We start from the raw sequence: 21,091 nt of genomic DNA on the forward strand, positions 1-21,091 counted from the left end.
CAGAGGGCGGCACCGGTAAAGATATTGCCGACCCCTATAAAAAGAGCTTAGAAAGCCATCAGCAAGTCTTTAATGAACTCAAGCAAGCCAGCGCAAGCTGGACTCAAAAGTTAAATTAACCCGCGGTAGGACAGTTGAATGAGTGAGCGTAATCCACCTTCTAATACATCACATAACAATAACGAAGATGAGATTGATCTACGTCGACTAATCGGTGTGCTGTTAGATGCCAAATGGTTAATCATTGGTATTACGTTTTTATTTATGTTGGGCGGCGTGGCGTATGCCTTGCTAGCGACGCCAATATATAAAGCCGATGCACTGCTGCAAGTAGAGAAAAAGTCCTCGGGCATGCCGGCGCTGTCAGGCGAAATGGCCGACATGTTCTCGCAGGAGAGCGAAGCCGACACCGAGATACAGATTATGACCTCGCGCATGGTCATTGGCGCTGTAGTGGATCAGCTCGACTTAACCACCGTCAGCCAACCGGACTACATGCCGATTGTGGGCGAGTTTTTAGCCCGCCGCAGTGAGGGCAACGATGAGCTCACTATTAATACCTTTAAGGTGCCACAATATGCGGTAGGTAAAGGCACACGGCTGACATTACTCGATGCCAACCGTTATGAGCTCACCTTTGATGATGAGGTGGTACTAAAAGGTAAAATAGGTGAACTTGCCGAGCAAGGCGACTGGCAGCTTGAGCTTGCGCGCGCGCAAACAAGTAATACGCAAACCTTTGATTTAACCAAGCTTAGCCGTTTGCAGGCGATTAACAACTGGAATGCCCGCCTTTCAGTTGGAGAAAAGGGCAAAAAAACGGGTATTTTAACGGCAAGCATCACCTATCATGATGGCGAGCAAGCGACGCAGGTGTTAGATGCCATTACTAACGAGTATATGTTGCAAAATATTCGCCGCAACGCCGCCGAGGCGCAAAAGAGCTTGGACTTTGTGCAAGAGCAACTGCCAGAGCTTAAAGCAGAATTGACTGCGGCGGAAGAAAAACTCAACCAATACCGCCTAAGTAATGAGTCAGTCGATTTAAGCCTAGAGACCAAGGGCATGCTCGAGCAGGTGATCGAGTATGAGAAGCGCCTCAACGAGCTCAGCTTTAAAGAGGCAGAACTCGCCCGCTTATACACCGAGCAACATCCTCAATACCAAGCGCTGCTAGAGCAAAAAGAACGACTACAAAACGAAAAAAAGGCGCTCACCGAACAAATTAATGAGCTACCTGAGACCCAACAAGAGGTACTGCGCTTAACTCGCGATGTTGAGGTGAATCAACAAATTTACCTGCAGTTGCTCAACCGCATGCAAGAACTGAATGTCATGAAAGCAGGCACGGTAGGCAATGTTCGGATACTGGATGAGGCGGTCGTGCAGCCTGAACCCGTTGCACCGAAAAAGCCTTTGGTCATAATTATCGCTACTTTCTTGGGCGGGATGCTTTCGGTTGGTTTTGTATTTGTTCAAGCGCTATTTAACCGTGGGGTAGAGAACGCCGAACAGCTCGAAGAAGTGGGCATTAATGTCTATGCCAGCGTGCCTAAGTCGGATGTGCAGCTGAAACTTGAAGAGCAAATTGCCAAACAACGTAAAGGCCGAAGCAGTAAATCGGTGCCCAGCTATGTGCCATTACTGGCAGTGGCTGAGCCGACTGATTTAGCGGTTGAAGCCTTACGCGGCTTACGCACTAGTTTGCACTTTGCCATGCTTGAGGCGAAGAACAATATTTTAATGATCTCAGGCCCGAGCCCCGGGGTGGGTAAATCATTTATTACCGCGAATCTCGCCGTGGTATTAGCACAGTCCGGTAAAAAAGTGGTGGTGGTCGATGTCGACTTACGTCGCGGGTATCTCCATGCACTATTACACTCAGGTAATGAAAACGGTCTGTCCGACTATTTAGCCGGTGAAATCACTACCGAGCAGCTTATTAAAGGCACCGAGGTAGAGGGGCTGGATGCCATTAACCGTGGCACGGCACCGCCGAACCCGTCGGAGTTGCTCATGCACGAGCGGTTTAAAAACCTACTCGACGAACTGAGTGCCCAGTATGACTATGTACTCTGTGATACGCCACCAATACTGGCGGTCACCGATGCCGCCATTGTTGGTCGCTACACGGGTACAAACCTATTAGTAACCGGCTTTGCTCAGAACCCCGTTAAAGAAGTGGAGGCAACCATAAGCCGGTTTGACCAGAACGGTGTCACGATTAAAGGCACCATACTCAATAAGGTCGAGCGCAAGGCAAGTAGCTATTACAGCTACGGTTATGGTTATGGTTACAGTTACAAAAATTCTGATGAATAGCTTGCTTGTAGTGAATAGAAAAATTAAAAGATGGAGTTTCGAATGAATCTGGCTTTAGTTGAAAAGCTCGTAAATAAATCGGCGAAAATAGGCATTGTGGGACTAGGATATGTCGGTCAGCCTCTTTTTATTCGCTACAGTCAAATTGGCTATTCGGTAGTGGGTTTTGATATAGACCAATTAAAGGTGGATGAGTTAAACAAAGGCCATTCGGCTATAGAGCATATTAGAGATGACTGGGTAAAAGAGGCGAATGCCAACGGCTTTGAGGCTACTACGGACTTTAGTCGCGCTGCTGAGTGCGATGCCTTAATTCTTTGCGTGCCAACACCACTTAACAAGTATCGAGAGCCCGATATGTCGTTTGTCGAAGGCACCACAGACATGCTTAAGCCGCATGTCAGAGCCGGACAAGTGGTTTCATTAGAAAGTACCACATATCCTGGGACCACAGATGAGCTGATTAAACCAAGGTTGGAAGAAAACGGGCTTACGGTAGGTGAAGACCTTTTCTTAGTCTACTCGCCAGAGCGTGAAGACCCCGGTAATGCACACTTTAATACACAAACCATTCCCAAGGTCGTCGGTGGCTATAGCGCTGCCTGCTTAGAGGTCGGTGAAGCACTTTATAAGCATGCAATCGACAAAGTAGTGCCTGTAAGCTCGACAAAAGCGGCTGAACTCACCAAGCTACTGGAGAATATTCATCGAGCGGTGAATATCGGTTTAGTCAACGAAATGAAAGTCGTTGCTGATCGGATGGGGATTGATATTTTCGAGGTGATCGATGCTGCAGCGACCAAGCCTTTCGGTTTTACCGCTTATTATCCAGGCCCTGGTTTGGGAGGGCACTGTATACCAATCGATCCATTTTATTTGACATGGAAAGCTCGAGAGTATGGACTCAACACGCGATTTATTGAGTTGTCCGGTGAGGTGAATCGAGCGATGCCTGAGTACGTGGTTAGTAAGCTTATGGATGGCTTGAATCAACATCAAAAATCCCTAAACGGAAGTCGTATACTTGTGCTTGGGATTGCCTACAAAAAAAATGTAGATGACATGCGCGAATCGCCCTCTGTAGAAATAATGGAGTTGTTGAGAGATAAAGGCGCGGAAGTTCAATACAGTGATCCACATGTGCCTAAATTTCCGAAAATGCGTGAACACAACTTTGATTTAAGCAGTGTCGAATTAAGTGCATCTAATCTCGAAGAATATGATGCAGTGATTTTAGCAACTGATCATGAGAAATTTGACTACGACGCGATTTATACCAACTCAAAACTCATCATAGACACTCGTGGTCGTTATCGTCACAGAAACGGAAAGGTTATTAAAGCGTAATGAAAAATTTTGCACTGGTCGGTGCGGCTGGATATATCGCACCGCGTCATATGAAAGCAATAAAGGAAACGGGTAACCACCTGAGTGTAGCTTATGATATTAATGATTCGGTAGGCATCATTGATAGCATTTCACCCGATAGCCAATTTTTTACTGACTTTGAACATTTCTATCAGTATGCCTGGCAACTGAAGCGAGATGCAAAAAAGGCGTTAGACTACGTATCGATTTGTACACCTAACTATATGCACGCATCACAAATAGCAGCGGGTTTGCGCTTAGGATGTGATGTGATTTGTGAAAAGCCGCTCGTTCCAAACTCCCAAGATCTTGATGAGTTGAAAAAGGTTGAAGAGGAAACAGGTCGTAAAGTCTACAATATCCTACAACTAAGACACCACCAGGCTATTTTAGAGCTTAAAGATAAGGTGGCGACAACGAGTTCTGATAACAAGCACGAAGTGGAATTGACTTACATAACATCGCGTGGCCGTTGGTATCACACGAGTTGGAAAGGAGATCCTCGAAAGTCATTTGGTGTAGCAACTAATATCGGCGTTCACTTTTTTGACATGTTGCACTTTATTTTCGGGCGTCTGGAAAGGAATGTGTTGCATTATTCCGACGATATGAAGGCATCGGGTTACCTCGAATACGAAAAGGCTCGAGTGCGTTGGTTTTTATCTGTTGATGCAGATGATTTGCCTGATTCGGTCGCCGGAAAGCAAACGACATTTAGAACAATAAATTGCGACGGTGACGAGCTGGAGTTTAGTGGTGGCTTTACGGATCTACACACAGTCAGCTATCAAGAGATTCTAGCTGGACGTGGCTACGGTATAGAAGACGCCCGCCATTGTGTTGAAACAGTTGAACACATCCGCACTCAGCTTCCGCAACCAGCCGAAGAAAACGAAGCGCATCCAATGCTTTCAGCACTCAATGGGAACTGATATGGATTACTATAAACATGATTCTGCAATAGTCGACGACGGTGCCATAATTGGTGCAAACTCACGCGTTTGGCATTTTGTACACGTTTGTAGTGGCGCAAAGATAGGCGCTGGCGTATCTCTAGGACAAAATGTTTTCGTCGGCAATCGTGTAGTGATTGGTGATAATTGCAAAGTTCAAAACAATGTCTCAGTCTATGACAACGTATTTCTTGATGAGGGCGTATTTTGTGGTCCAAGCATGGTGTTCACCAATGTCTACAATCCTCGTTCGCTTATCGAGCGCAAAGATGAGTACAAAGATACCTACGTGCGTAAAGGCGCTTCGCTAGGCGCAAATTGTACGATTGTCTGCGGCATCACAATCGGAGAATACGCCTTTATTGGCGCGGGAGCCGTGGTTAATAAGGATGTCCCACCTTATGCCTTAATGGTGGGAGTGCCAGCAAAGCAAATTGGTTGGATGTCGGAGTACGGAGAACAACTTAGTCTGCCGCTTTCTGGAACGGGAGAAGCGAAATGCTCCCACACCGGTGCAACTTATATTTTGAACGGTAATGCAGTAGTCAAAAAGGATTCCTGAGTATGCAATTTATTGATTTAGCAGCGCAACAAGCTCGTATAAAAGATAAAATTGATGAGGGTATTGCTCGCGTATTAGAACATGGAAAATATATACTGGGTCCTGAGGTTGACGAGCTTGAGGAAAAACTTGCTACATATACAGGTGCTAAATATTGCATTACGGTTGCTAATGGCACTGACGCCTTACAAATTGCTCAGATGGCTCTAGGCATAGGACCCGGTGATGAAGTTATTACGCCAGGTTTTACTTATATAGCAACTGCTGAAACAGTGGCTCTATTGGGCGCAAAACCGGTTTACGTAGATATTGATCCGCATACGTATAACCTAGACCCGAGCCTTCTGGAAGCAGCTATCACCGATAAGACTAAAGCAATTATACCGGTATCGCTCTACGGTCAACCTGCTGACTTTGACCGAATCAACGAGATAGCCAATAAGTATAATATCCCCGTTATTGAAGACGCAGCGCAAAGTTTTGGGGCGACATATAAAGGAAAGAAATCTTGTAACTTAAGTACTATCGCTTGCACCAGCTTCTTTCCGAGTAAGCCGCTTGGATGCTATGGCGATGGTGGGGCGATATTTACTAACGATGAAGAACTCGCCAAAATCATGCGCCAAATAGCGCGTCACGGTCAAGATCGTCGCTATCATCATGTTCGTATCGGTGTAAATAGTCGTTTGGATACGATTCAGGCAGCAATATTGCTTGAAAAACTGACTATTTTAGATAAAGAAATTAATTCACGTAATGAAATAGCTAAACTATATAATGAGCGATTAAAAGATAATCAAGATTTGATTTTACCTAGGGTTGCGTCGCACAACGTTTCGGCTTGGGCCCAATATACAATTCGTGTTTCTTCAAGAGAGAACTTTATGAATAAGCTGATGGAGTTTGGAATTCCATCTACAGTTCATTATCCGTGCCCACTAAATAAGCAACCAGCATTAGAAAGAACTTCAGAAACTCTTAGGATTGGCGACGAAGCATCGGAGACAGTTGTGAGTATACCAATCAACTGTTATTTAAATGACAGAGAACTTAATTTTTTGTGTGATACAATTTTAAATATCAAAACTAATTAATTTAAAATGTTTAAAAACGAATGACGTCACACCACTTTATGAGTTCTTTATTAAAAAATAAATTCTTTAATAGCGTTTTCAAAATAGCAAGCGGTACGGCAGTTTCGCAACTAATACTGGCAATTTCAATTCCAATTATTGCAAGGCTTTATTTGCCAGAGCAGATAGGTATCTTATCAGTATATTTATCCTTCTTTAACTTTTGGATAGCTGTTGTGACCTGGCGATACGAGAATGCTCTCTTTCTTGCGAAAACAAAAAGTGAAAGCATTCATATATTTCGTGTAGGAATGATTTGTTGTCTTGTTACATCTGCTTTTACATTTCCTATTTTAAAGCTCTTAATTGATTATGAAACACTTGGGTTTCAAGTAGTTCCTAGCTGGAGTACTTATTTTTCGACCATATCCCTATTTTTTTTCGGCCTATTTGTGCTTTATCGTGCTTGGTTGGTTCGTTTGGCTAACTGGCGTGCCGTAAATATTTCGCTGATATCTAAATCATTAAGTAACGTTTCACTTAAAATATTAAGCGGGTTTGTATCGCCAACTGTAATTGGTTTATTTATTGCCGAGTTGGCAAGTTGCATTTTTGCGTGGTGGACCTCTCGAAGTCGTGTAATGCAATTCACTAGGTTAGTTAGCACGAGATGGAATCGAAAGCGAATGAAGGCAATTGCTGTAAAGCACAAGAAGTTCGCTCTATATGAGACGCCTTCGACAGCTTTAAATCAATTAGCGACCACTTTACCCGTTCCTATGATTGGATCGCTATATGGCGCCGAAGCGGCAGGTTTGTTTGCAATGGCCAGGCTTTTATGTGCAATCCCAATTTCTCAACTTGGTAAAGCTATTGGCGACGTATTTCAGCAGGAGTTATCCGGTCTAATTCGGCAAAAGGAACTTATTAGAGGTAAGCGTTTGTTTTATAGGCTTAGTTTATATCTAAGTGGTATTGGTCTTTTCATTCTTTTGATAACTCTGCTATTTGCCGAACCTCTTGTAAACTTAATATTTGGTTCGAGTTGGCAAGGAATGGGAAAAATTATTGTTCACATTTCTCCTTGGATGTTTATGGTACTGGTTGTAAGCAGCTTGAGTCGAGCACTATCCTTATTAAATAGACAAGAATTAAAGCTAATATACGATGTTGTATCGTTGGCGGTTGTTCTAACAAGCTACTATTTAGCTAATGACATAGGCTCTAATATCATAGAGTTTATAAATATGCTTACCGTAGGGTTATCCGTTTCATATGTGATTTATTATTTGATAATAGTTTATTCATTTCATTCAAAAGCGAAATTAAGCAATTAGGGCCGCTAAAGTGAAAATAGAAAGTGAAAAGACGTTTATGAGCTTTATTTTAGCCGCCTTTTGCTCCGTTTGCGTCTTAATCCAGCCGTTGTTCTTCAGTTCAATGGGGATTATGGGGATTAATTATGAAGGGTCCGAATCTAGTGGATTATACATATACTTCACTATTTTTATGGCTGCCGCTATATTTTTAATTTATATTGGAGCTAGTATTGTATATGGTGTTGGAAAGCGTGAGTCAATAGCTTTAACTTCGCTTTTGGGTATTATTTCCCTACATTTTTTATGGGTTATTCTGGACGGTGCGGATACAGAATTAAGTACTAGATTTTTTGAGCTTTTTATTGTCCTGGGTCTTCCAGGTTTTTTTGCCGCCACCATAGTACTTAAGTGCAATATCGTCATACAAACCGTTAAGGCTTTTGAATTATTCGTAATTTTAATAGCAATAGGAGTAACTTTTTATTCTGCTCTTCCAACTTTATCTGGAGAACTTGTAAAAAATATTGGTGGAGCCAGTTATCAGTCGCTCTCGTACTATTCTGCATTCTCTTTTGGAATGCTTTTGACATATAATAATTTATTGTCTAATAAGGGCTTTAGGTTTCGACTCCTTGAATCAAAACTGTTTAAAATTATCAGTATTCCGCTACTTGTTTTTACTCTTTTTTCTTGTGTTTTAGGTGGTGGTCGAGGAGCCTTTCTTTTGCTCGTAATGTTTCTAGTGTTTAATATTTACGCATCTTTTAAGCAACAATCATCGCTGGAGAATGGTGGATTGTCGGGAACACTTGTGAAAGTACTCTTTTTGTGTATTGTCATAGTTATGTTTATAGTTGTGTTTGGCGATTCAAATTATATAAATGCGGGGTTCGAGAGAGCAACGCAGTTTATATCTCCTGACGGAAAAATTGACTTAGAATCTGGTAGTTCTGGTCGTGACACAGTTTATAGTTTAGCGCTCCAGTTTATAGGTGACTCGCCCGTTCTTGGCTATGGACCTTTCGGAGTTCGAGATAAATCTCTACATGCGCATAATATTTTTTTGGAAATTTGGTTGCAATTTGGTGTTGTTGGCCTTTTTTTGTCAATTATCCTCTTTTTTTATATCGTTTTAAGAATTATTAAGAACTGGTGCACGCCTGTCGTTTGGGCTTCCTCAATACTACTCTACCCATTAACGCTAACTCTTTTTAGTGGCTCCTATATGCATATGGCAACTTTCTTCTTTTCCGGCTTTCTAGTTTATTCCTTGAGTAAAGAGAGCTAGTAAACGTTCACAAATTATTAAGTAACAAAAATATTATGAAAATAGCACATTTATGTCTCTCTAACTTTTTTACTTCAAATAGAGCATATCAGGAAAATCAGTTGGTCAATGAAAATTTAAAGTCTGGTCACGATGTTCTCGTTATAGCCTCTACCGAGGAAGTCCAAGAAAATGGACAACTATCATACGTCAAAGAATCAGATGAAATCACTGACAGCGGATATAGATTAATAAGGGTTCCATATGTTAATTTTCTTTTTAAACGGTTGACTAGGAAAATAAGATTGTACAAAGGCGTTTATAAAATCCTAGATGATTTTAAGCCGGACGTTATCATGTTTCACGGTATGTGTGCTGCTGAATTATTAGTAGTAGCACGGTACAAAAGACGTAATCAACACATTAAGTTTTTTGTCGATACCCATAGTGACTTTATCAACAGCGCAAAAAGTTTATTCTCGAAATGGCTACTTCATTATTGCTTTTATAGAACAATTGTTAGGATAGTCGTAAATGACATTGATAAAGTATTTTATATTTCTCCTTTGACAGAAATTTTTGCTAGAGATTTTTACGGACTAGAACAATCAAAGCTTTCTTTCTTGCCGCTGGGTGGCCATCCGGTTGATACAACTCTAGTCGAAGAAAGAAGGAAGAGGATAAGGCTACAACTAAATATTCCTGATGACGCGGTTCTTTTTATTCAGTCAGGTAAGCAAAATAAATCAAAAAGACTTCTTGATTCGCTTTTCGTTTTCGATGAAATTGATTCGAGTAATTGCTACTTAGTTATCTGCGGTTCAATTGCTGATGAGATTTCCGATGAGGCGATGCCTATTATCAATAGAAATGAAAGAATTATATTTTTGGGCTGGACTTCTCCTGAACGTCTTTGTGAGGTCCTTTGCGCTGCCGATATTTATTTGCAGCCCGGCTCCCAATCAGCAACCATGCAAATGGCTTTGTGTTGTTCTTGTATTCCGATTTTGGAGCGTATTTATGGCCATGACTTTTACACTAAAGATTTCGGTTGGTTAGTGTCAAGTCGCGAAGATTTGTATGAAACAATTCTAGATATAAACGCAAATCAATCACTTTTAGAGCAAATGCGTTCTAAAGTTTATAGATTTTCTAAATTGCATTTGGATTATCGTATCTTGGCGGAGTCCTTAGTTTCAAATGGTGAAAGTAATGTTTAAAAGTAAAGTTCTTCTCATCACTGGTGGAACCGGTTCATTTGGTAATGCAGTCTTGCGTCGGTTCTTAGACACAGATATTTCCGAAATTCGTATTTTCAGTCGTGATGAGAAGAAGCAGGATGATATGCGTAAGGCATATAGCAATCCTAAACTAAAATTCTATATTGGCGATGTAAGGGATTACCAAAGTGTGTTGAACGCGACGCGGGGTGTCGACTACGTTTATCATGCGGCTGCTTTAAAGCAGGTTCCGTCGTGTGAATTTCACCCCATGGAAGCAGTTAAAACTAATGTTTTGGGTACTGAAAATGTTCTCGAGGCGGCAATTCAGAATAACGTAAAGCGGGTTGTATGTCTCAGCACTGACAAGGCTGTATATCCGATTAATGCCATGGGGATATCCAAGGCGATGATGGAAAAGGTCATGGTCGCCAAGTCACGCAACGTTGACGAGAATCAAACAGTAATTTGTGGGACTCGCTACGGCAATGTGATGGCATCCCGTGGATCTGTAATTCCATTATTTGTCGACCAAATACGGGCAGGAAAACCAATCACTATTACCGATCCGAATATGACTCGCTTCATGATGACACTAGACGATGCTGTCGATTTGGTTCTGTATGCATTCGAACATGGGACAAACGGCGATATTTTTGTGCAGAAGGCTCCGGCAGCAACGATTGAAACGCTTGCAAAAGCGGTACTATCGTTAGGCAAAATGGACGACCATCCATTGCAAGTTTTGGGTACTCGTCACGGAGAAAAACTGTATGAGGCGCTTCTATCTCGCGAGGAAATGGTTTGTGCTGAAGATATGGGCGAATATTACCGCGTGCCTCCTGATTTACGCGATCTAAATTATTCGAAATATGTAGAGCAGGGTGACTCTCGTATTGAAAAGGTCGAGGATTATAATTCGCACAATACAGATCGGCTGGATGTCGAGGGAATGAAAAAATTGTTGTTGAAACTCGAGTTTATGCGAGCCTTTGAAAAAGGTGAGTACGTTAATCCGGTTGGCTAAGCGAGTAGGTTTTATATGAGAGTGTTAATTACAGGCGCAAATGGTTTTGTCGGTCAAAACCTTACTACCCATCTAAATGAGATCAATGGTGTTGAAATCATAAAATACACGCGGTCTAATTCTCTTGATGAACTCCCTTCTCTTTTGGCAGGCGTTGACTGCGTTGTTCATCTTGCCGGTGTTAATCGTCCGGAATCTAATGATGAGTTTGCCAAAGGTAACTCTGACTTTACCCAATCTTTGTTGAGCGTTTTATCTCAGCAAGATAGAAAGATACCCGTCATTTACAGCTCATCTATCCAGGCGCAAAGAGACAACCCCTACGGTACCAGTAAGCGTTTAGCGGAAGATGCTGTGGTTTCGTACGGTGAAGAGAATGATGTCGCTGTTAAGATTTACCGCTTAGCTAATGTATTTGGAAAATGGTGTCGGCCGAATTACAACTCAATGGTAGCCACGTTTTGTTACAACATATGCAATGATCTTCCGATCCAAATAAATGATGAAAGCGCCGAAGTTTCTTTGGTCTATGTTGACGACGTCTGCGAAGAGTTCATAAAAGTTGCTAAGGAACTAGCTAGCAATAGCGAGCAGAGAACCGTAAACTTTGGCGAAGTAGCGCCGGTATATAGGGAAACAGTTGGTGAAGTAGCTAAGCTGCTACACGAATTTAAAAAAAGTAGAGACACTCTCATTTCTCCACGAGTTGGTGATGGTTTTATTCGCAAGCTATATTCAACTTATGTTAGCTACCTTTCAACAGACAACTTCTCTTACAAAGTACCTAAATACGGGGATGAGCGGGGCGTTTTCGTTGAGATGTTGAAAACAAAAGACTCCGGTCAGTTTTCGTTCTTTACAGCCCATCCTGGTATTACGCGCGGCGGTCACTACCATCATACCAAAAATGAAAAATTTTTAGTGATAAAGGGCAGAGCTCGCTTTTGTTTCCGACACATGATTACCAATGAGTTTTACGAGCTTGTAACAGATGGTGATACTCCAGAAATTGTTGAGACTGCGCCTGGCTGGAGTCATGATATTACTAATATTGGTGACGGAGAAATGGTTGTCATGCTGTGGGCAAATGAAATTTTTGACCGTGAAGCTCCTGATACCTATGCAGCGCCAGTAAAGCTGACCGATTAATTGATTTAAGAGATAATCCAAATGGAAAAGCTGAAAGTGATGACAATTCTGGGAACACGCCCAGAGATTATTCGTTTGTCGCGTGTGATGGCAGCGCTTGACCACGTTGTAGATCATAAGATCGTTCATACAGGTCAAAACTATGACTATGAACTCAACGATGTATTTTTCGAAGAACTTGGCGTACGTCAACCCGATCACTTTTTAAATGTTGATACTTCAAGTCTTGGAAAGAGCCTTGGCGAAATCCTCATAAAAACTGAACAGGTCATTCTTGAGGAAAAGCCTGACGCGGTATTAGTGCTGGGCGATACAAACAGCGCAGTCGCGACAATGATGGCGAAGCGTATGAAAGTGCCGACCTATCACATGGAAGCAGGAAATCGTAGCTTCGATGCAAATGTGCCGGAGGAAATCAATCGCAAGTTAGTTGATCATTTAGCCGACTTTAACTTAGTGTACACTGAGCATGCTCGACGTCACCTTATTAGTGAAGGGCTTTCTCACCGGTATATATATTTAACGGGTTCGCCAATGCGTGAAGTTCTTGAACATGTTGAGCCACAAATCGAAAGTTCAACAGTTCTTGATAAAATTGGGCTGAAGCCGAAAGAGTTTTTTATTGTCAGCGTACATCGTGAAGAGAACGTTGATAGCAAAGAGAACCTACGAAAAGTTGTGGATGCTCTGAAGGCGCTGCATCAACAGTATGGCTATCCCGTGGTTGTTTCAACCCATCCCAGGACTCGCAACCGGCTAGAAAAGCTTGGTTTAGCGGACAACAATGATGGAATACAATTTTTAAAGCCCTTCGGATTTTTCGACTATAACAAGCTGCAGAAAGAAGCATTTTGTGCTATTTCCGATAGCGGAACTATCAGCGAAGAGTCTTCAATTTTAAACTTTCCAGCTGTTACTATGCGTCGTTCTATAGAAAGACCAGAGGCTCTTGATACCGGCGCGATAGCCCTCACCGGACTCGACGTTGACACATTACTTGCGGGTGTTGAGATCGCAACAGCAAACCGCGAAATTTTTTCGGGAGCACAACGCGAAATTCCTGAAGAGTATAAAATCAGAAACACATCGGAGCGGGTAGTGCGTCTTATCACAGGTACGGCCAAACTAACTCCTCACTGGAAAAATATGGATAGTTTCAGTCGGTATGATTGGTAATGTTTAATAAAAAGCACGATCTAGCAATAATTAACCGAAGTTTTTGGCCCGAGAGTGAGATCTTGGGCGAAGCTAAACTTAGATTAGCGGAGTTTGTTGCTGAAAGCGGAAAAGCTTGTGTAATAACACAAACTAAAGTTGATTTAATAAGTGAGCTAAAAAAAAGTGATAGAGGTACAGGTGTGACTTTTTATGCGTCAAAAAGTCGCACTAACTCGTCTAGCAGTCTCGTCCGAAGAATACTAGATGCAGTATCTTTTGCACCCTTTGTTTTTTTGTCTTTAGTTCGTAGTAGACCGAAACACGTCTATGTCTCGACTAATCCACCAGTGATTGTACCTTTTACGGTGTTTCTTTATTGTCTTATTTGGCGGTCTAGTTATACCTATCATTTGCAAGACATTCATCCAGAGATAGTAAATATAGTTTCGCCGATAAACCGTATGTTATTTAGGCTGTTACGCGGTATAGATAATATTACATTGCGAAATGCAAAACGAATAATCACACTCTCGGATGAGATGGCAGAATATGTGAAGAAGGTATCACGGACTGAGTCAGCTATATCTTTGTTGGACAATCCAGGGTTTGAGGTTGACACAGATTTACAGAGTAAGCCAAAAACAAAGGATTTTATATTTTGCGGAAATGCAGGTCGCGTACAACAAATCCCCATTCTAATTGACGCAATTAGAGGTTACCTAGATCAAGGGGGAGAGTTGAGCTTTACATTCGCAGGTGGTGGCATTTATTCGTCAAAAATTAAGCAATTAGCGGATGAGTATGAAAAGGTAACATATCACGGATATGTAAAACCGTCAGAGGCTAACCAGCTAGTTGCAGAGCATCGCTGGGCACTACTACCAATTCTAGATGAGGTGACTAAGTATGCATTTCCTAGTAAGTCATCATCATATCTCGCTGCTGGGTGCAGAATTCTTGCTGTTTCTAGTAAACATAGTTCTGTATCTAAATGGGTCGAATCCAAAGGCGTGGGTGTAAGTGTCGACCCGTCAAAATCTGCTCTAGTAGAAGCTTTCTTTTCGATTGAAAAAACTGGTCAAGTCGAAAGTCTAGTTTCTGGTGAAAAAGTTAGCGTAAAGCCTCAGACAATTGAGAGCTTTTTAAGTGAGCTTCGAGATATTTTTTCTGCTCATAAACAGAGATGCTAAAAGGAGTTTAAAATGATAGATAGGGTCCACAGCAGCGGGAACAAAAATATTCTAATTTTATCAGCTGGCAGACGAGTCGAACTAATTGAATCTTTCAAGAATGCTGCTGTTAAATATAAAGATAGGTTTGACTGCAGGATTCTAGCTGCTGATATGAATCCGAAGCTATCATCAGCTTGTTATATAGCAGACGCAGCATTTAGTTTGCCTCATTCTAATGAAGTAAGTTTCATCTCAGAGCTTATTCAACTTTGTAATGCGGAGAAAGTGAGTCTTGTAGTTCCGACAAATGATAACGAGCTGTTGGTTTTAGCAAAAAACACAAGCCAATTGGAGTCGGCCGGTGTTACACCTATCATATCTAGTTTAAGTTTTGTAGAAAAATGTCGAGACAAGCGTCTTTCAGGAGTTTTGTTTAAGGAAATGGGGATTAAATACCCTAAGATTTTCGATAGGGAAGAAATAAGCTATCCGTGCTTTTGTAAGCCTTATAACGGCTCAAGTAGTATCGGCGCCTTTAAAATTCAAGATGAGTCTGAATTAACTGAAGAGGTGAAGAATAATCCTCAGAATATGTTTATGGAACTCATTCCTGAAAATTATTCAGAGTATACTGTTGATATGTACTTTGATAGAAACTCTAGTATAAAATGCATAATTCCTCGTGAACGAATTGCTACAAGAGCTGGTGAGGTTTCAAAAGGTATAACTCGCAAGAATTTCGTTTACGAACTTCTTCAAAAAAACGTGAATTCCATTTGGGGTGCTGTTGGTTGTGTTACAGTCCAAGTGTTTGGTGATCCTGTCTCTAAAAAGGTGGTTGGACTAGAAGTAAACCCGAGGTTCGGCGGGGGGTACCCATTATCAGTTGCTTCAGGTGCCGATTATGCTGACTTTCTTATTAGGGAATATCTTTTGGATGAGGAATTACCTTGGTATGAAGATTGGCAAGATAACACATTAATGTTGCGATATGATGCGAAGGTGATTGTCAAAAATGCAAGTATATAAAGATATCACAGTTGTTTTTGACTTGGATGATACTTTATATTTTGAAGCGGACTACGTCTGTTCTGGTATAAAATATGTAACTTCGTGGCTACAAGACTATTTAAACAAGAACCGTGACAACTCAGTTGCTAGCAGTGCATTAAATACACCTAATCCAATTTCATACCTTATAAAGCACTATGAGTTAGATGATATTTGGCTAGAGTCTTTGCTTTGGCTCTATAGGCTTCATCTTCCGAATATCTGTCTGACTGATGAAGTAAGCCGTACAATTGACCTTTTAGTAGCCAAAGGCGCAAACGTGTGTATCTTAACTGACGGTAGATTGTCAACACAAAATCTCAAGATTAAAGCGCTAGGTCTTGAATCATTTAAATCATATATATCGGAGTCTTTTGGCGAAGATAAGCCAGGAAGGAAGAGGTTTATACAAGTTGAAAAAGACTTTCATTCAGAAAGATATATTTACTTGGGTGACAATCCTAAAAAGGATTTTATAGCTGGAAATGACTTGAACTGGTTAACTGTAGGGATTGAAGGGTCTACCAAGAATATACATCAATTTAATCTCAACGAACTAAACTCCGCACAATTACCTAAGTTCTGGATTTCTAAAATGAGTGACTTAATCTCACTGATCAATAAAGAGTTGAATTTAAAATGATAAAAAATATAGCGGTTTGCGGTCCATTTTCGGACATTAACTTGGGTGATTATGCGATGTTGATAAACAATCTTATAGATATCGATTTTCATCAAGCATATGTATTTAGTTATGACGAGAAATTCTCAACCAAACTTCTCAATGATTATTTCCCAGACCATGAGATAAATGTATGTCCAGTAGAGGTTGATTCAATTAAAATATCCAAAATTAATTCTCGATCTTTACCCCTTCATGTCATTTCAGCTATTACTAATTATGACGAGATTTTGGATGCTTTAAAAAGTACCAAAAGGCTTTTGGTTAACGGAGGAGGTTACTTCAATAGTCTTTGGTTTAAGGAGCACAGAAGGGAGCGTTTATGTAAAATTATAGCTCCTATTATTATTGCGTCAGTAAATAACATCCCCATTACTTTTAGTGGAAATGGCATTGGACCATTCGATGATGAAGACATTCCTTTTTTTAGGAGCTTTTTCGCACTTTTGAAAAATTTTACACTTAGTTGTCGCGATGACTATTTGTCACCAGCGTGGTGCAACTTACTTGGTGTTACGCCAAAATCGCTTATAACTGGGCCTGACGATTTGTTTCCAATAAATACCAAGTTGCTGGGTAAGGAAACAACAATTCCATTGCCCAATGCACAATATATGGTGTTTGAGACTTATTATACTATCGAATATCTGAATCAAAATAAGACATTATTTATTAACTTTTTCAAGTATGTAAGGGACGAGCTAGGATTAAAAATCGTTTTACTGCCCTTTCATCTGGGGCTTGGAGGCGTAGAGCAGGCAAAGCTTTTGAAGAGCTGGTTTGAAGAGGCTTATCTAGTTGATATCGAGTCAAGTGGCTTCCTTCCAATTGCAAATGCGTTTACGGTAATAGAACAAGCTAAGTTCCTTATTACTAGCCGCTATCATGGACTTGTATTTTCTGTGCAAGCTAAGACTCCTGTTCTCTCCGTTCTCAGAAGTGTGTTGGGCGACAAAGCGTATTATTTTAATAAAAATTATGGCTTCCTTGAGCAGTCAGTAGGTCGGCGTTGCTCACCAAATCTCTTTATGTATGACGATTATGTAGACATATTCGAATTAGCCACGACTGGCTTACTGTGTGATGTACTTGAAAGGCAAAGTAGTTTGTTTGATGAAGAACTAGAAGTTAATTTAAAAGCGGCCCAGAAAGCCCGGGAACAGCTTTTGTCTAACTTCATTGAGTAGGGAGAAGGATTTGTATCTACGAATTAAAAGGCTAATTGATTTAGTGGGCTCGGCGACCCTAATTATTCTGTTGATGCCGGTATTTGTTTTGGTGTCGATTTTGATCATCATTGAGTCTAAAGGGGCACCTATTTTCCGACAGGAGCGTGTTGGACGTAATCGCGAGTCTTTCAATATTTATAAATTTAGAACAATGCTTCGTTTGGAAGACAGTTATGATGATAGCGGGAATGAATTAGATAACTATAGTAGGGTTACTAAGGTTGGAGCATTTTTACGGAAAACAAGCTTAGATGAAACACCTCAATTATTAAATATACTTAAGGGAGAGATGTCGTTCATTGGTCCTAGACCTACTCTTGAGTATCAAGTTGAAAAATACGGTGGTTTCGAGGAACAGAGGTTATCTGTAAGACCCGGTGTTACAGGATGGGCACAGGTGAACGGCAGGAACAATATTTCTTGGAAGAGAAAAATCGAGCTAGACGTTTATTATGTTAAAAATATTTCGTTTTTTCTTGATATGAAGATTATTTTCAAAACGGTAAAAGTAGTTCTAAGTGGTCAAGAGACAGAGTTCGTTGAACATGACGAGTTGAGTCGTCATGACTCATCTAATTGGCGTGAAAACGTTAGTCGAAAGAAAAAGTAGAGTTTAAGAGAGCTTAATCAATGCTGAGTACTAATTTTGGGCCATGGCCATCATTCTCTGAAGAAGAGGCCAATGCCGTTCGTGATGTGTTGTTGTCCAATAAAGTCAATTACTGGACAGGTACACATTGCCGAGAGTTTGAAAAGGAGTTTGCTACTTATGCAGACTCTAAGTTTGCTGTTGCACTAGCTAACGGCACACTAGCGCTCGATCTTGCTTTGAATGCGCTTGGCGTAGGTAATGATGATGAAGTTATCGTGACGCCTCGTACCTTTATTGCTTCAATATCAACGGTTGTTAATGCGGGCGCTAAGCCAGTATTTGCAGATGTCGATATTGAATCGCAAAACATCGAGGCTCATACCATTGAGCCCGTCATTACTTCAAAAACCAAAGCTATCATTGTTGTTCATTTAGCAGGCCGTCCAGCAGAAATGGATGCCATTATGGCGCTCGCTGAAAAGCACAATCTTTATGTTATCGAGGACTGCGCACAGGCTCATGGAGCGCAATATAAAGGTCGATCGGTAGGAAGTATTGGTCACATTGGTGCGTGGTCGTTTTGCCAAGATAAGATTATGACGACGGGCGGTGAAGGCGGCATGGTAACTACGAACGACGAAGCTCTATGGCGCAAAATGTGGTCATTTAAAGATCACGGCAAAAGTTACGAAGCTGTATACGAACGGGAACACCCGCCTGGGTTTCGTTGGTTACACGAGAGTTTTGGAACCAACTGGCGTATGACAGAAATGCAAGCGGTGATTGGTCGTATCCAACTTCAAAGAATGCCCGCATGGACAGAAGCTCGTCAACGCAACACACAAGCTATCACTGACGCGTGTTCTGAATTTGAACTTATCCGCACGCCGGAAGTACCCAGTTACATGGCACATGCATGCTATAAACATTACTGCTTTATTAGACCAGAAAAGCTCAAAGACGGTTGGACACGAGATCGTATCGTGTCAGAGATAGTCGAGAGAGGGGTACCCTGCTTTCAGGGATCATGCTCTGAAGTCTACCTAGAAAAAGCTTTCGACAACACTGGCTGGCGTCCAGAACAATCTCTTTCTGTTGCAAAAGAGCTGGGTGAAACGTCTTTGATGTTTTTAGTGCATCCTACGCTTAAAGATTCTGAAATTAGTAAAACGGTTGAAGTAGTTAAGCAAGTACTTGCTGAAGCGCAACAGTAAAGGAGAGTGTCTCAGACACTAATTACTTAATGCAAACCTACGAATTCTCCCTCACCTTTAGTCTTGCGGGAGTCGATGATCCTAAGCGTGTGGTACAGCATCTGTACCACACCACTTGTCACGATGCGTTAATTTGTATCATTGACGAAGAGCACATTGAGGTGTGTTTTGAGCGCGAAGCACCGTCGTTATCGCTCGCGCAAGAGCACGCTATATCCGATGTGGTCGATTCTGTCTCTTATGCCAGCTTTATTGGTGTGGGTGCGATGCGTAAGCACGCTTAACGGGCTTTTTGATTATGTCTCAACAAAACGCCACATTTATCGTTCAGTTTTGGGAAGTGATTTTCCGTTTTCTGTCGAAGTTGTCGGTGTTTTTTGTTGTCCGTAAAGTGGTTAATCGCTTTTTAAGTAAACACCAACAGCATATATTTGTTGAGGGGTGGGCGCTGGGTCATCTGTTCTTGTCCATTCTAGCTATCCCCGGTGTGCTGTATATCCCTTATGCGTGGGTCGGATGGGCGATAAGCTTGTACGGCTTAGTGCGCGTATTTGAAGTTGTGGTGTACCAAGTCAATGTATTGCTGTTTGATCAGTTTCGACAGCCCAACCGGAGCCAACCCTATGAGGTGTTGAGCTATCGTCGGTTGATTATTCTGCTCATCCAAAATTATTTTGAGATTATCTTTTGGTTTGCAGCACAGTATGTGTTCTTTGGACAGCTGTTTAGCTTTTTAGTCGAAGGCACCGCCGATAGTGTACTGGGTGCGGTGTATACGTCATTTGTTGTGATGACAAGCTTCGGTGTTGAGAACATCTCTCCCTCAGGCGTCTTGGCGTATACCATCGTCATTGCTCAAGCGATGATAGGTCTGTTTATGACGCTACTCAGCCTCGCTCGTTTTATTGGACTTCTCCCCGCCCCAGGCACGATGACTAAAGAAGAACAGTCGTAGCTATCTCCCAACTAAAAAAGAGCCCCTCTGCGAGAGTCCCAGCCATGGATTATGAAAGTTTGCAGAGGGGCTAAAGGCTTCAACGTTCATCCTTGAACACCGTGTTGAAGCATCTTTATTAAAGGCCATCGTAGGTCATAAGTCTTTAGGTGTTCGTCGTATCGTGATGTAGGACGATGTCACTGTTTATAGGCTTTGATAAATGCCAGTAGTGCTTGCCGTTCGGCGGGTGTGAGATCAAAGGGTGTGAGCAACTGCGTGGTGGTTGGGTAGTATTGCTCTGCGGGGAGTGTTGCTGGTCGACGGGGTCGTGCGCCGCCGTGCTCGTACATCCGTATAATGCCTTCGAGTTGGGTAAACAAGCCATTGTGCATCCAGGGTTTGGTTGCCATTAAATGACGCAGTGAGGGGGTTCTGAACGCACCCATGTCTTTATTCTTACCTGTGATCTCGTAGCGTCCGAGATCTTCAAATTTCCTTCCAAAATAGTGCAACCCGGTATTATGAAAGCGTTGGTCCGACAGTAGCGGTCCGTTATGACACTTGATGCAACCGGCTTTGGTACGAAACAAGTGTAAGCCTTGCAATTGTTGGTCTGTGAGTGCTTTTTTGGCTTCTTGCCAGTCACCTGCCTCTATCGCTAATAAAAAAGAATCGAGCGGTTGTGTCTTGGGGTTGTAATCCCCCCATTTTAAGCAGCAGTTATTCGTAGAATTAGTGAACAGCTTGCGTTAAATATTTGGGCGGAATACCGCCAATGGCCGTATTCGGCCTTTCGT

General features: G+C 41.8%; 20 protein-coding genes. 19 read left to right on the forward strand and 1 reads right to left on the reverse strand.

Annotated features, from left to right (window positions below; genetic code table 11):
• Positions 1-138 precede the first annotated feature (138 nt).
• From ABNS04_RS10130 to ABNS04_RS10220, 19 genes are all read left to right on the forward strand, one after another.
• A complete protein-coding gene (locus ABNS04_RS10130; RefSeq protein WP_348671417.1) occupies positions 139-2,322 on the forward strand; it encodes a polysaccharide biosynthesis tyrosine autokinase in 2,184 nt (727 codons plus the stop codon).
• A gap of 42 nt (positions 2,323-2,364) precedes the next feature.
• Positions 2,365-3,669, forward strand: coding sequence for a nucleotide sugar dehydrogenase (locus ABNS04_RS10135; RefSeq protein ID WP_348671418.1), 1,305 nt, complete (start codon positions 2,365-2,367; stop codon positions 3,667-3,669).
• Positions 3,669-4,622 carry a Gfo/Idh/MocA family oxidoreductase gene (locus ABNS04_RS10140; protein ID WP_348671419.1) on the forward strand — a complete coding sequence of 318 codons (954 nt, stop codon included), beginning with the start codon at positions 3,669-3,671 and terminating at the stop codon, positions 4,620-4,622. Before ABNS04_RS10135 ends, ABNS04_RS10140 begins: the two co-directional genes overlap by 1 nt.
• 1 nt (position 4,623) lies before the next feature.
• The gene (locus ABNS04_RS10145) at positions 4,624-5,205 is read left to right on the forward strand and encodes an acyltransferase (protein ID WP_348671420.1); all 582 of its coding nucleotides are present in this window, start codon (positions 4,624-4,626) and stop codon (positions 5,203-5,205) included.
• 2 nt (positions 5,206-5,207) lie between these two features.
• Positions 5,208-6,299 (forward strand): DegT/DnrJ/EryC1/StrS aminotransferase family protein, encoded by a 1,092-nt coding sequence (locus ABNS04_RS10150; RefSeq protein WP_348671421.1) that lies wholly within the window; start codon positions 5,208-5,210, stop codon positions 6,297-6,299.
• Between the two features lie 38 nt (positions 6,300-6,337).
• On the forward strand, positions 6,338-7,615 hold the full coding sequence (locus ABNS04_RS10155) for an oligosaccharide flippase family protein (protein ID WP_348671422.1): 1,278 nt from the start codon (positions 6,338-6,340) through the stop codon (positions 7,613-7,615).
• Positions 7,616-7,625: 10 nt separating this feature from the next.
• A complete protein-coding gene (locus tag ABNS04_RS10160) occupies positions 7,626-8,885 on the forward strand; it encodes an O-antigen ligase family protein (protein ID WP_348671423.1) in 1,260 nt (419 codons plus the stop codon).
• A gap of 35 nt (positions 8,886-8,920) precedes the next feature.
• Positions 8,921-10,084 (forward strand): glycosyltransferase, encoded by a 1,164-nt coding sequence (locus ABNS04_RS10165; protein WP_348671424.1) that lies wholly within the window; start codon positions 8,921-8,923, stop codon positions 10,082-10,084.
• Entirely contained in the window at positions 10,077-11,111 is a 1,035-nt protein-coding gene (locus ABNS04_RS10170) for a polysaccharide biosynthesis protein (RefSeq protein ID WP_348671425.1), read from the forward strand. The genes ABNS04_RS10165 and ABNS04_RS10170 overlap by 8 nt, the downstream gene beginning before the upstream one ends.
• A 15-nt stretch (positions 11,112-11,126) precedes the next feature.
• Positions 11,127-12,260 carry an NAD-dependent epimerase/dehydratase family protein gene (locus ABNS04_RS10175; RefSeq protein WP_348671426.1) on the forward strand — a complete coding sequence of 378 codons (1,134 nt, stop codon included), beginning with the start codon at positions 11,127-11,129 and terminating at the stop codon, positions 12,258-12,260.
• A 21-nt stretch (positions 12,261-12,281) separates the two neighbouring features.
• Positions 12,282-13,436: a UDP-N-acetylglucosamine 2-epimerase (non-hydrolyzing) gene (gene wecB / locus ABNS04_RS10180; protein ID WP_348671428.1), complete on the forward strand. Its 1,155-nt coding sequence runs from the start codon at positions 12,282-12,284 to the stop codon at positions 13,434-13,436.
• Positions 13,437-13,498: 62 nt separating this feature from the next.
• Positions 13,499-14,608, forward strand: a complete 1,110-nt coding sequence (locus ABNS04_RS10185; protein ID WP_348671429.1) for a glycosyltransferase — start codon at positions 13,499-13,501, stop codon at positions 14,606-14,608.
• 12 nt (positions 14,609-14,620) lie between these two features.
• Entirely contained in the window at positions 14,621-15,619 is a 999-nt protein-coding gene (locus ABNS04_RS10190; protein WP_348671430.1) for an ATP-grasp domain-containing protein, read from the forward strand.
• A complete protein-coding gene (locus tag ABNS04_RS10195) occupies positions 15,606-16,283 on the forward strand; it encodes an HAD-IA family hydrolase (protein WP_348671431.1) in 678 nt (225 codons plus the stop codon). Before ABNS04_RS10190 ends, ABNS04_RS10195 begins: the two co-directional genes overlap by 14 nt.
• Positions 16,280-17,509 (forward strand): polysaccharide pyruvyl transferase family protein, encoded by a 1,230-nt coding sequence (locus tag ABNS04_RS10200; protein ID WP_348671432.1) that lies wholly within the window; start codon positions 16,280-16,282, stop codon positions 17,507-17,509. The genes ABNS04_RS10195 and ABNS04_RS10200 overlap by 4 nt, the downstream gene beginning before the upstream one ends.
• Positions 17,510-17,519: 10 nt before the next feature.
• Complete coding sequence (locus ABNS04_RS10205; protein ID WP_348671434.1) at positions 17,520-18,161, forward strand: sugar transferase; 642 nt, start codon at positions 17,520-17,522, stop codon at positions 18,159-18,161.
• Positions 18,162-18,181: 20 nt separating this feature from the next.
• Positions 18,182-19,357, forward strand: a complete 1,176-nt coding sequence (locus ABNS04_RS10210; protein WP_272977952.1) for a DegT/DnrJ/EryC1/StrS aminotransferase family protein — start codon at positions 18,182-18,184, stop codon at positions 19,355-19,357.
• Positions 19,358-19,386: 29 nt separating this feature from the next.
• Entirely contained in the window at positions 19,387-19,641 is a 255-nt protein-coding gene (locus ABNS04_RS10215; protein WP_272977953.1) for a hypothetical protein, read from the forward strand.
• Positions 19,642-19,655: 14 nt separating this feature from the next.
• On the forward strand, positions 19,656-20,312 hold the full coding sequence (locus ABNS04_RS10220) for a hypothetical protein (protein ID WP_006954988.1): 657 nt from the start codon (positions 19,656-19,658) through the stop codon (positions 20,310-20,312).
• Positions 20,313-20,491: 179 nt separating this feature from the next.
• On the opposite strand, the gene ABNS04_RS10225 is transcribed toward ABNS04_RS10220, so the two are convergent.
• Positions 20,492-20,884 carry a hypothetical protein gene (locus ABNS04_RS10225; protein ID WP_272977954.1) on the reverse strand — a complete coding sequence of 131 codons (393 nt, stop codon included), beginning with the start codon at positions 20,882-20,884 and terminating at the stop codon, positions 20,492-20,494.
• Between the last annotated feature and the right edge of the window lie 207 nt (positions 20,885-21,091).

The sequence above is a fragment of the uncultured Idiomarina sp. genome, assembly GCF_964010655.1.
Taxonomy (GTDB): Bacteria; Pseudomonadota; Gammaproteobacteria; order Enterobacterales; family Alteromonadaceae; genus Idiomarina; species Idiomarina baltica.

Excerpts from the sequence above, each read along its gene's own strand:
- ABNS04_RS10165 (WP_348671424.1), top strand. The coding sequence starts at position 8,921 with ATGAAAATAGCACATTTATGTCTCTCTAACTTTTTTACTTCAAATAGA.
- wecB (WP_348671428.1), top strand. The coding sequence starts at position 12,282 with ATGGAAAAGCTGAAAGTGATGACAATTCTGGGAACACGCCCAGAGATT.
- ABNS04_RS10170 (WP_348671425.1), top strand. The coding sequence starts at position 10,077 with ATGTTTAAAAGTAAAGTTCTTCTCATCACTGGTGGAACCGGTTCATTT.
- ABNS04_RS10220 (WP_006954988.1), top strand. The coding sequence starts at position 19,656 with ATGTCTCAACAAAACGCCACATTTATCGTTCAGTTTTGGGAAGTGATT.
- ABNS04_RS10210 (WP_272977952.1), top strand. The coding sequence starts at position 18,182 with ATGCTGAGTACTAATTTTGGGCCATGGCCATCATTCTCTGAAGAAGAG.
- ABNS04_RS10195 (WP_348671431.1), top strand. The coding sequence starts at position 15,606 with ATGCAAGTATATAAAGATATCACAGTTGTTTTTGACTTGGATGATACT.
- ABNS04_RS10190 (WP_348671430.1), top strand. The coding sequence starts at position 14,621 with ATGATAGATAGGGTCCACAGCAGCGGGAACAAAAATATTCTAATTTTA.
- ABNS04_RS10130 (WP_348671417.1), top strand. The coding sequence starts at position 139 with ATGAGTGAGCGTAATCCACCTTCTAATACATCACATAACAATAACGAA.
- ABNS04_RS10200 (WP_348671432.1), top strand. The coding sequence starts at position 16,280 with ATGATAAAAAATATAGCGGTTTGCGGTCCATTTTCGGACATTAACTTG.
- ABNS04_RS10140 (WP_348671419.1), top strand. The coding sequence starts at position 3,669 with ATGAAAAATTTTGCACTGGTCGGTGCGGCTGGATATATCGCACCGCGT.
- ABNS04_RS10150 (WP_348671421.1), top strand. The coding sequence starts at position 5,208 with ATGCAATTTATTGATTTAGCAGCGCAACAAGCTCGTATAAAAGATAAA.
- ABNS04_RS10175 (WP_348671426.1), top strand. The coding sequence starts at position 11,127 with ATGAGAGTGTTAATTACAGGCGCAAATGGTTTTGTCGGTCAAAACCTT.
- ABNS04_RS10145 (WP_348671420.1), top strand. The coding sequence starts at position 4,624 with ATGGATTACTATAAACATGATTCTGCAATAGTCGACGACGGTGCCATA.
- ABNS04_RS10155 (WP_348671422.1), top strand. The coding sequence starts at position 6,338 with ATGAGTTCTTTATTAAAAAATAAATTCTTTAATAGCGTTTTCAAAATA.
- ABNS04_RS10215 (WP_272977953.1), top strand. The coding sequence starts at position 19,387 with ATGCAAACCTACGAATTCTCCCTCACCTTTAGTCTTGCGGGAGTCGAT.
- ABNS04_RS10135 (WP_348671418.1), top strand. The coding sequence starts at position 2,365 with ATGAATCTGGCTTTAGTTGAAAAGCTCGTAAATAAATCGGCGAAAATA.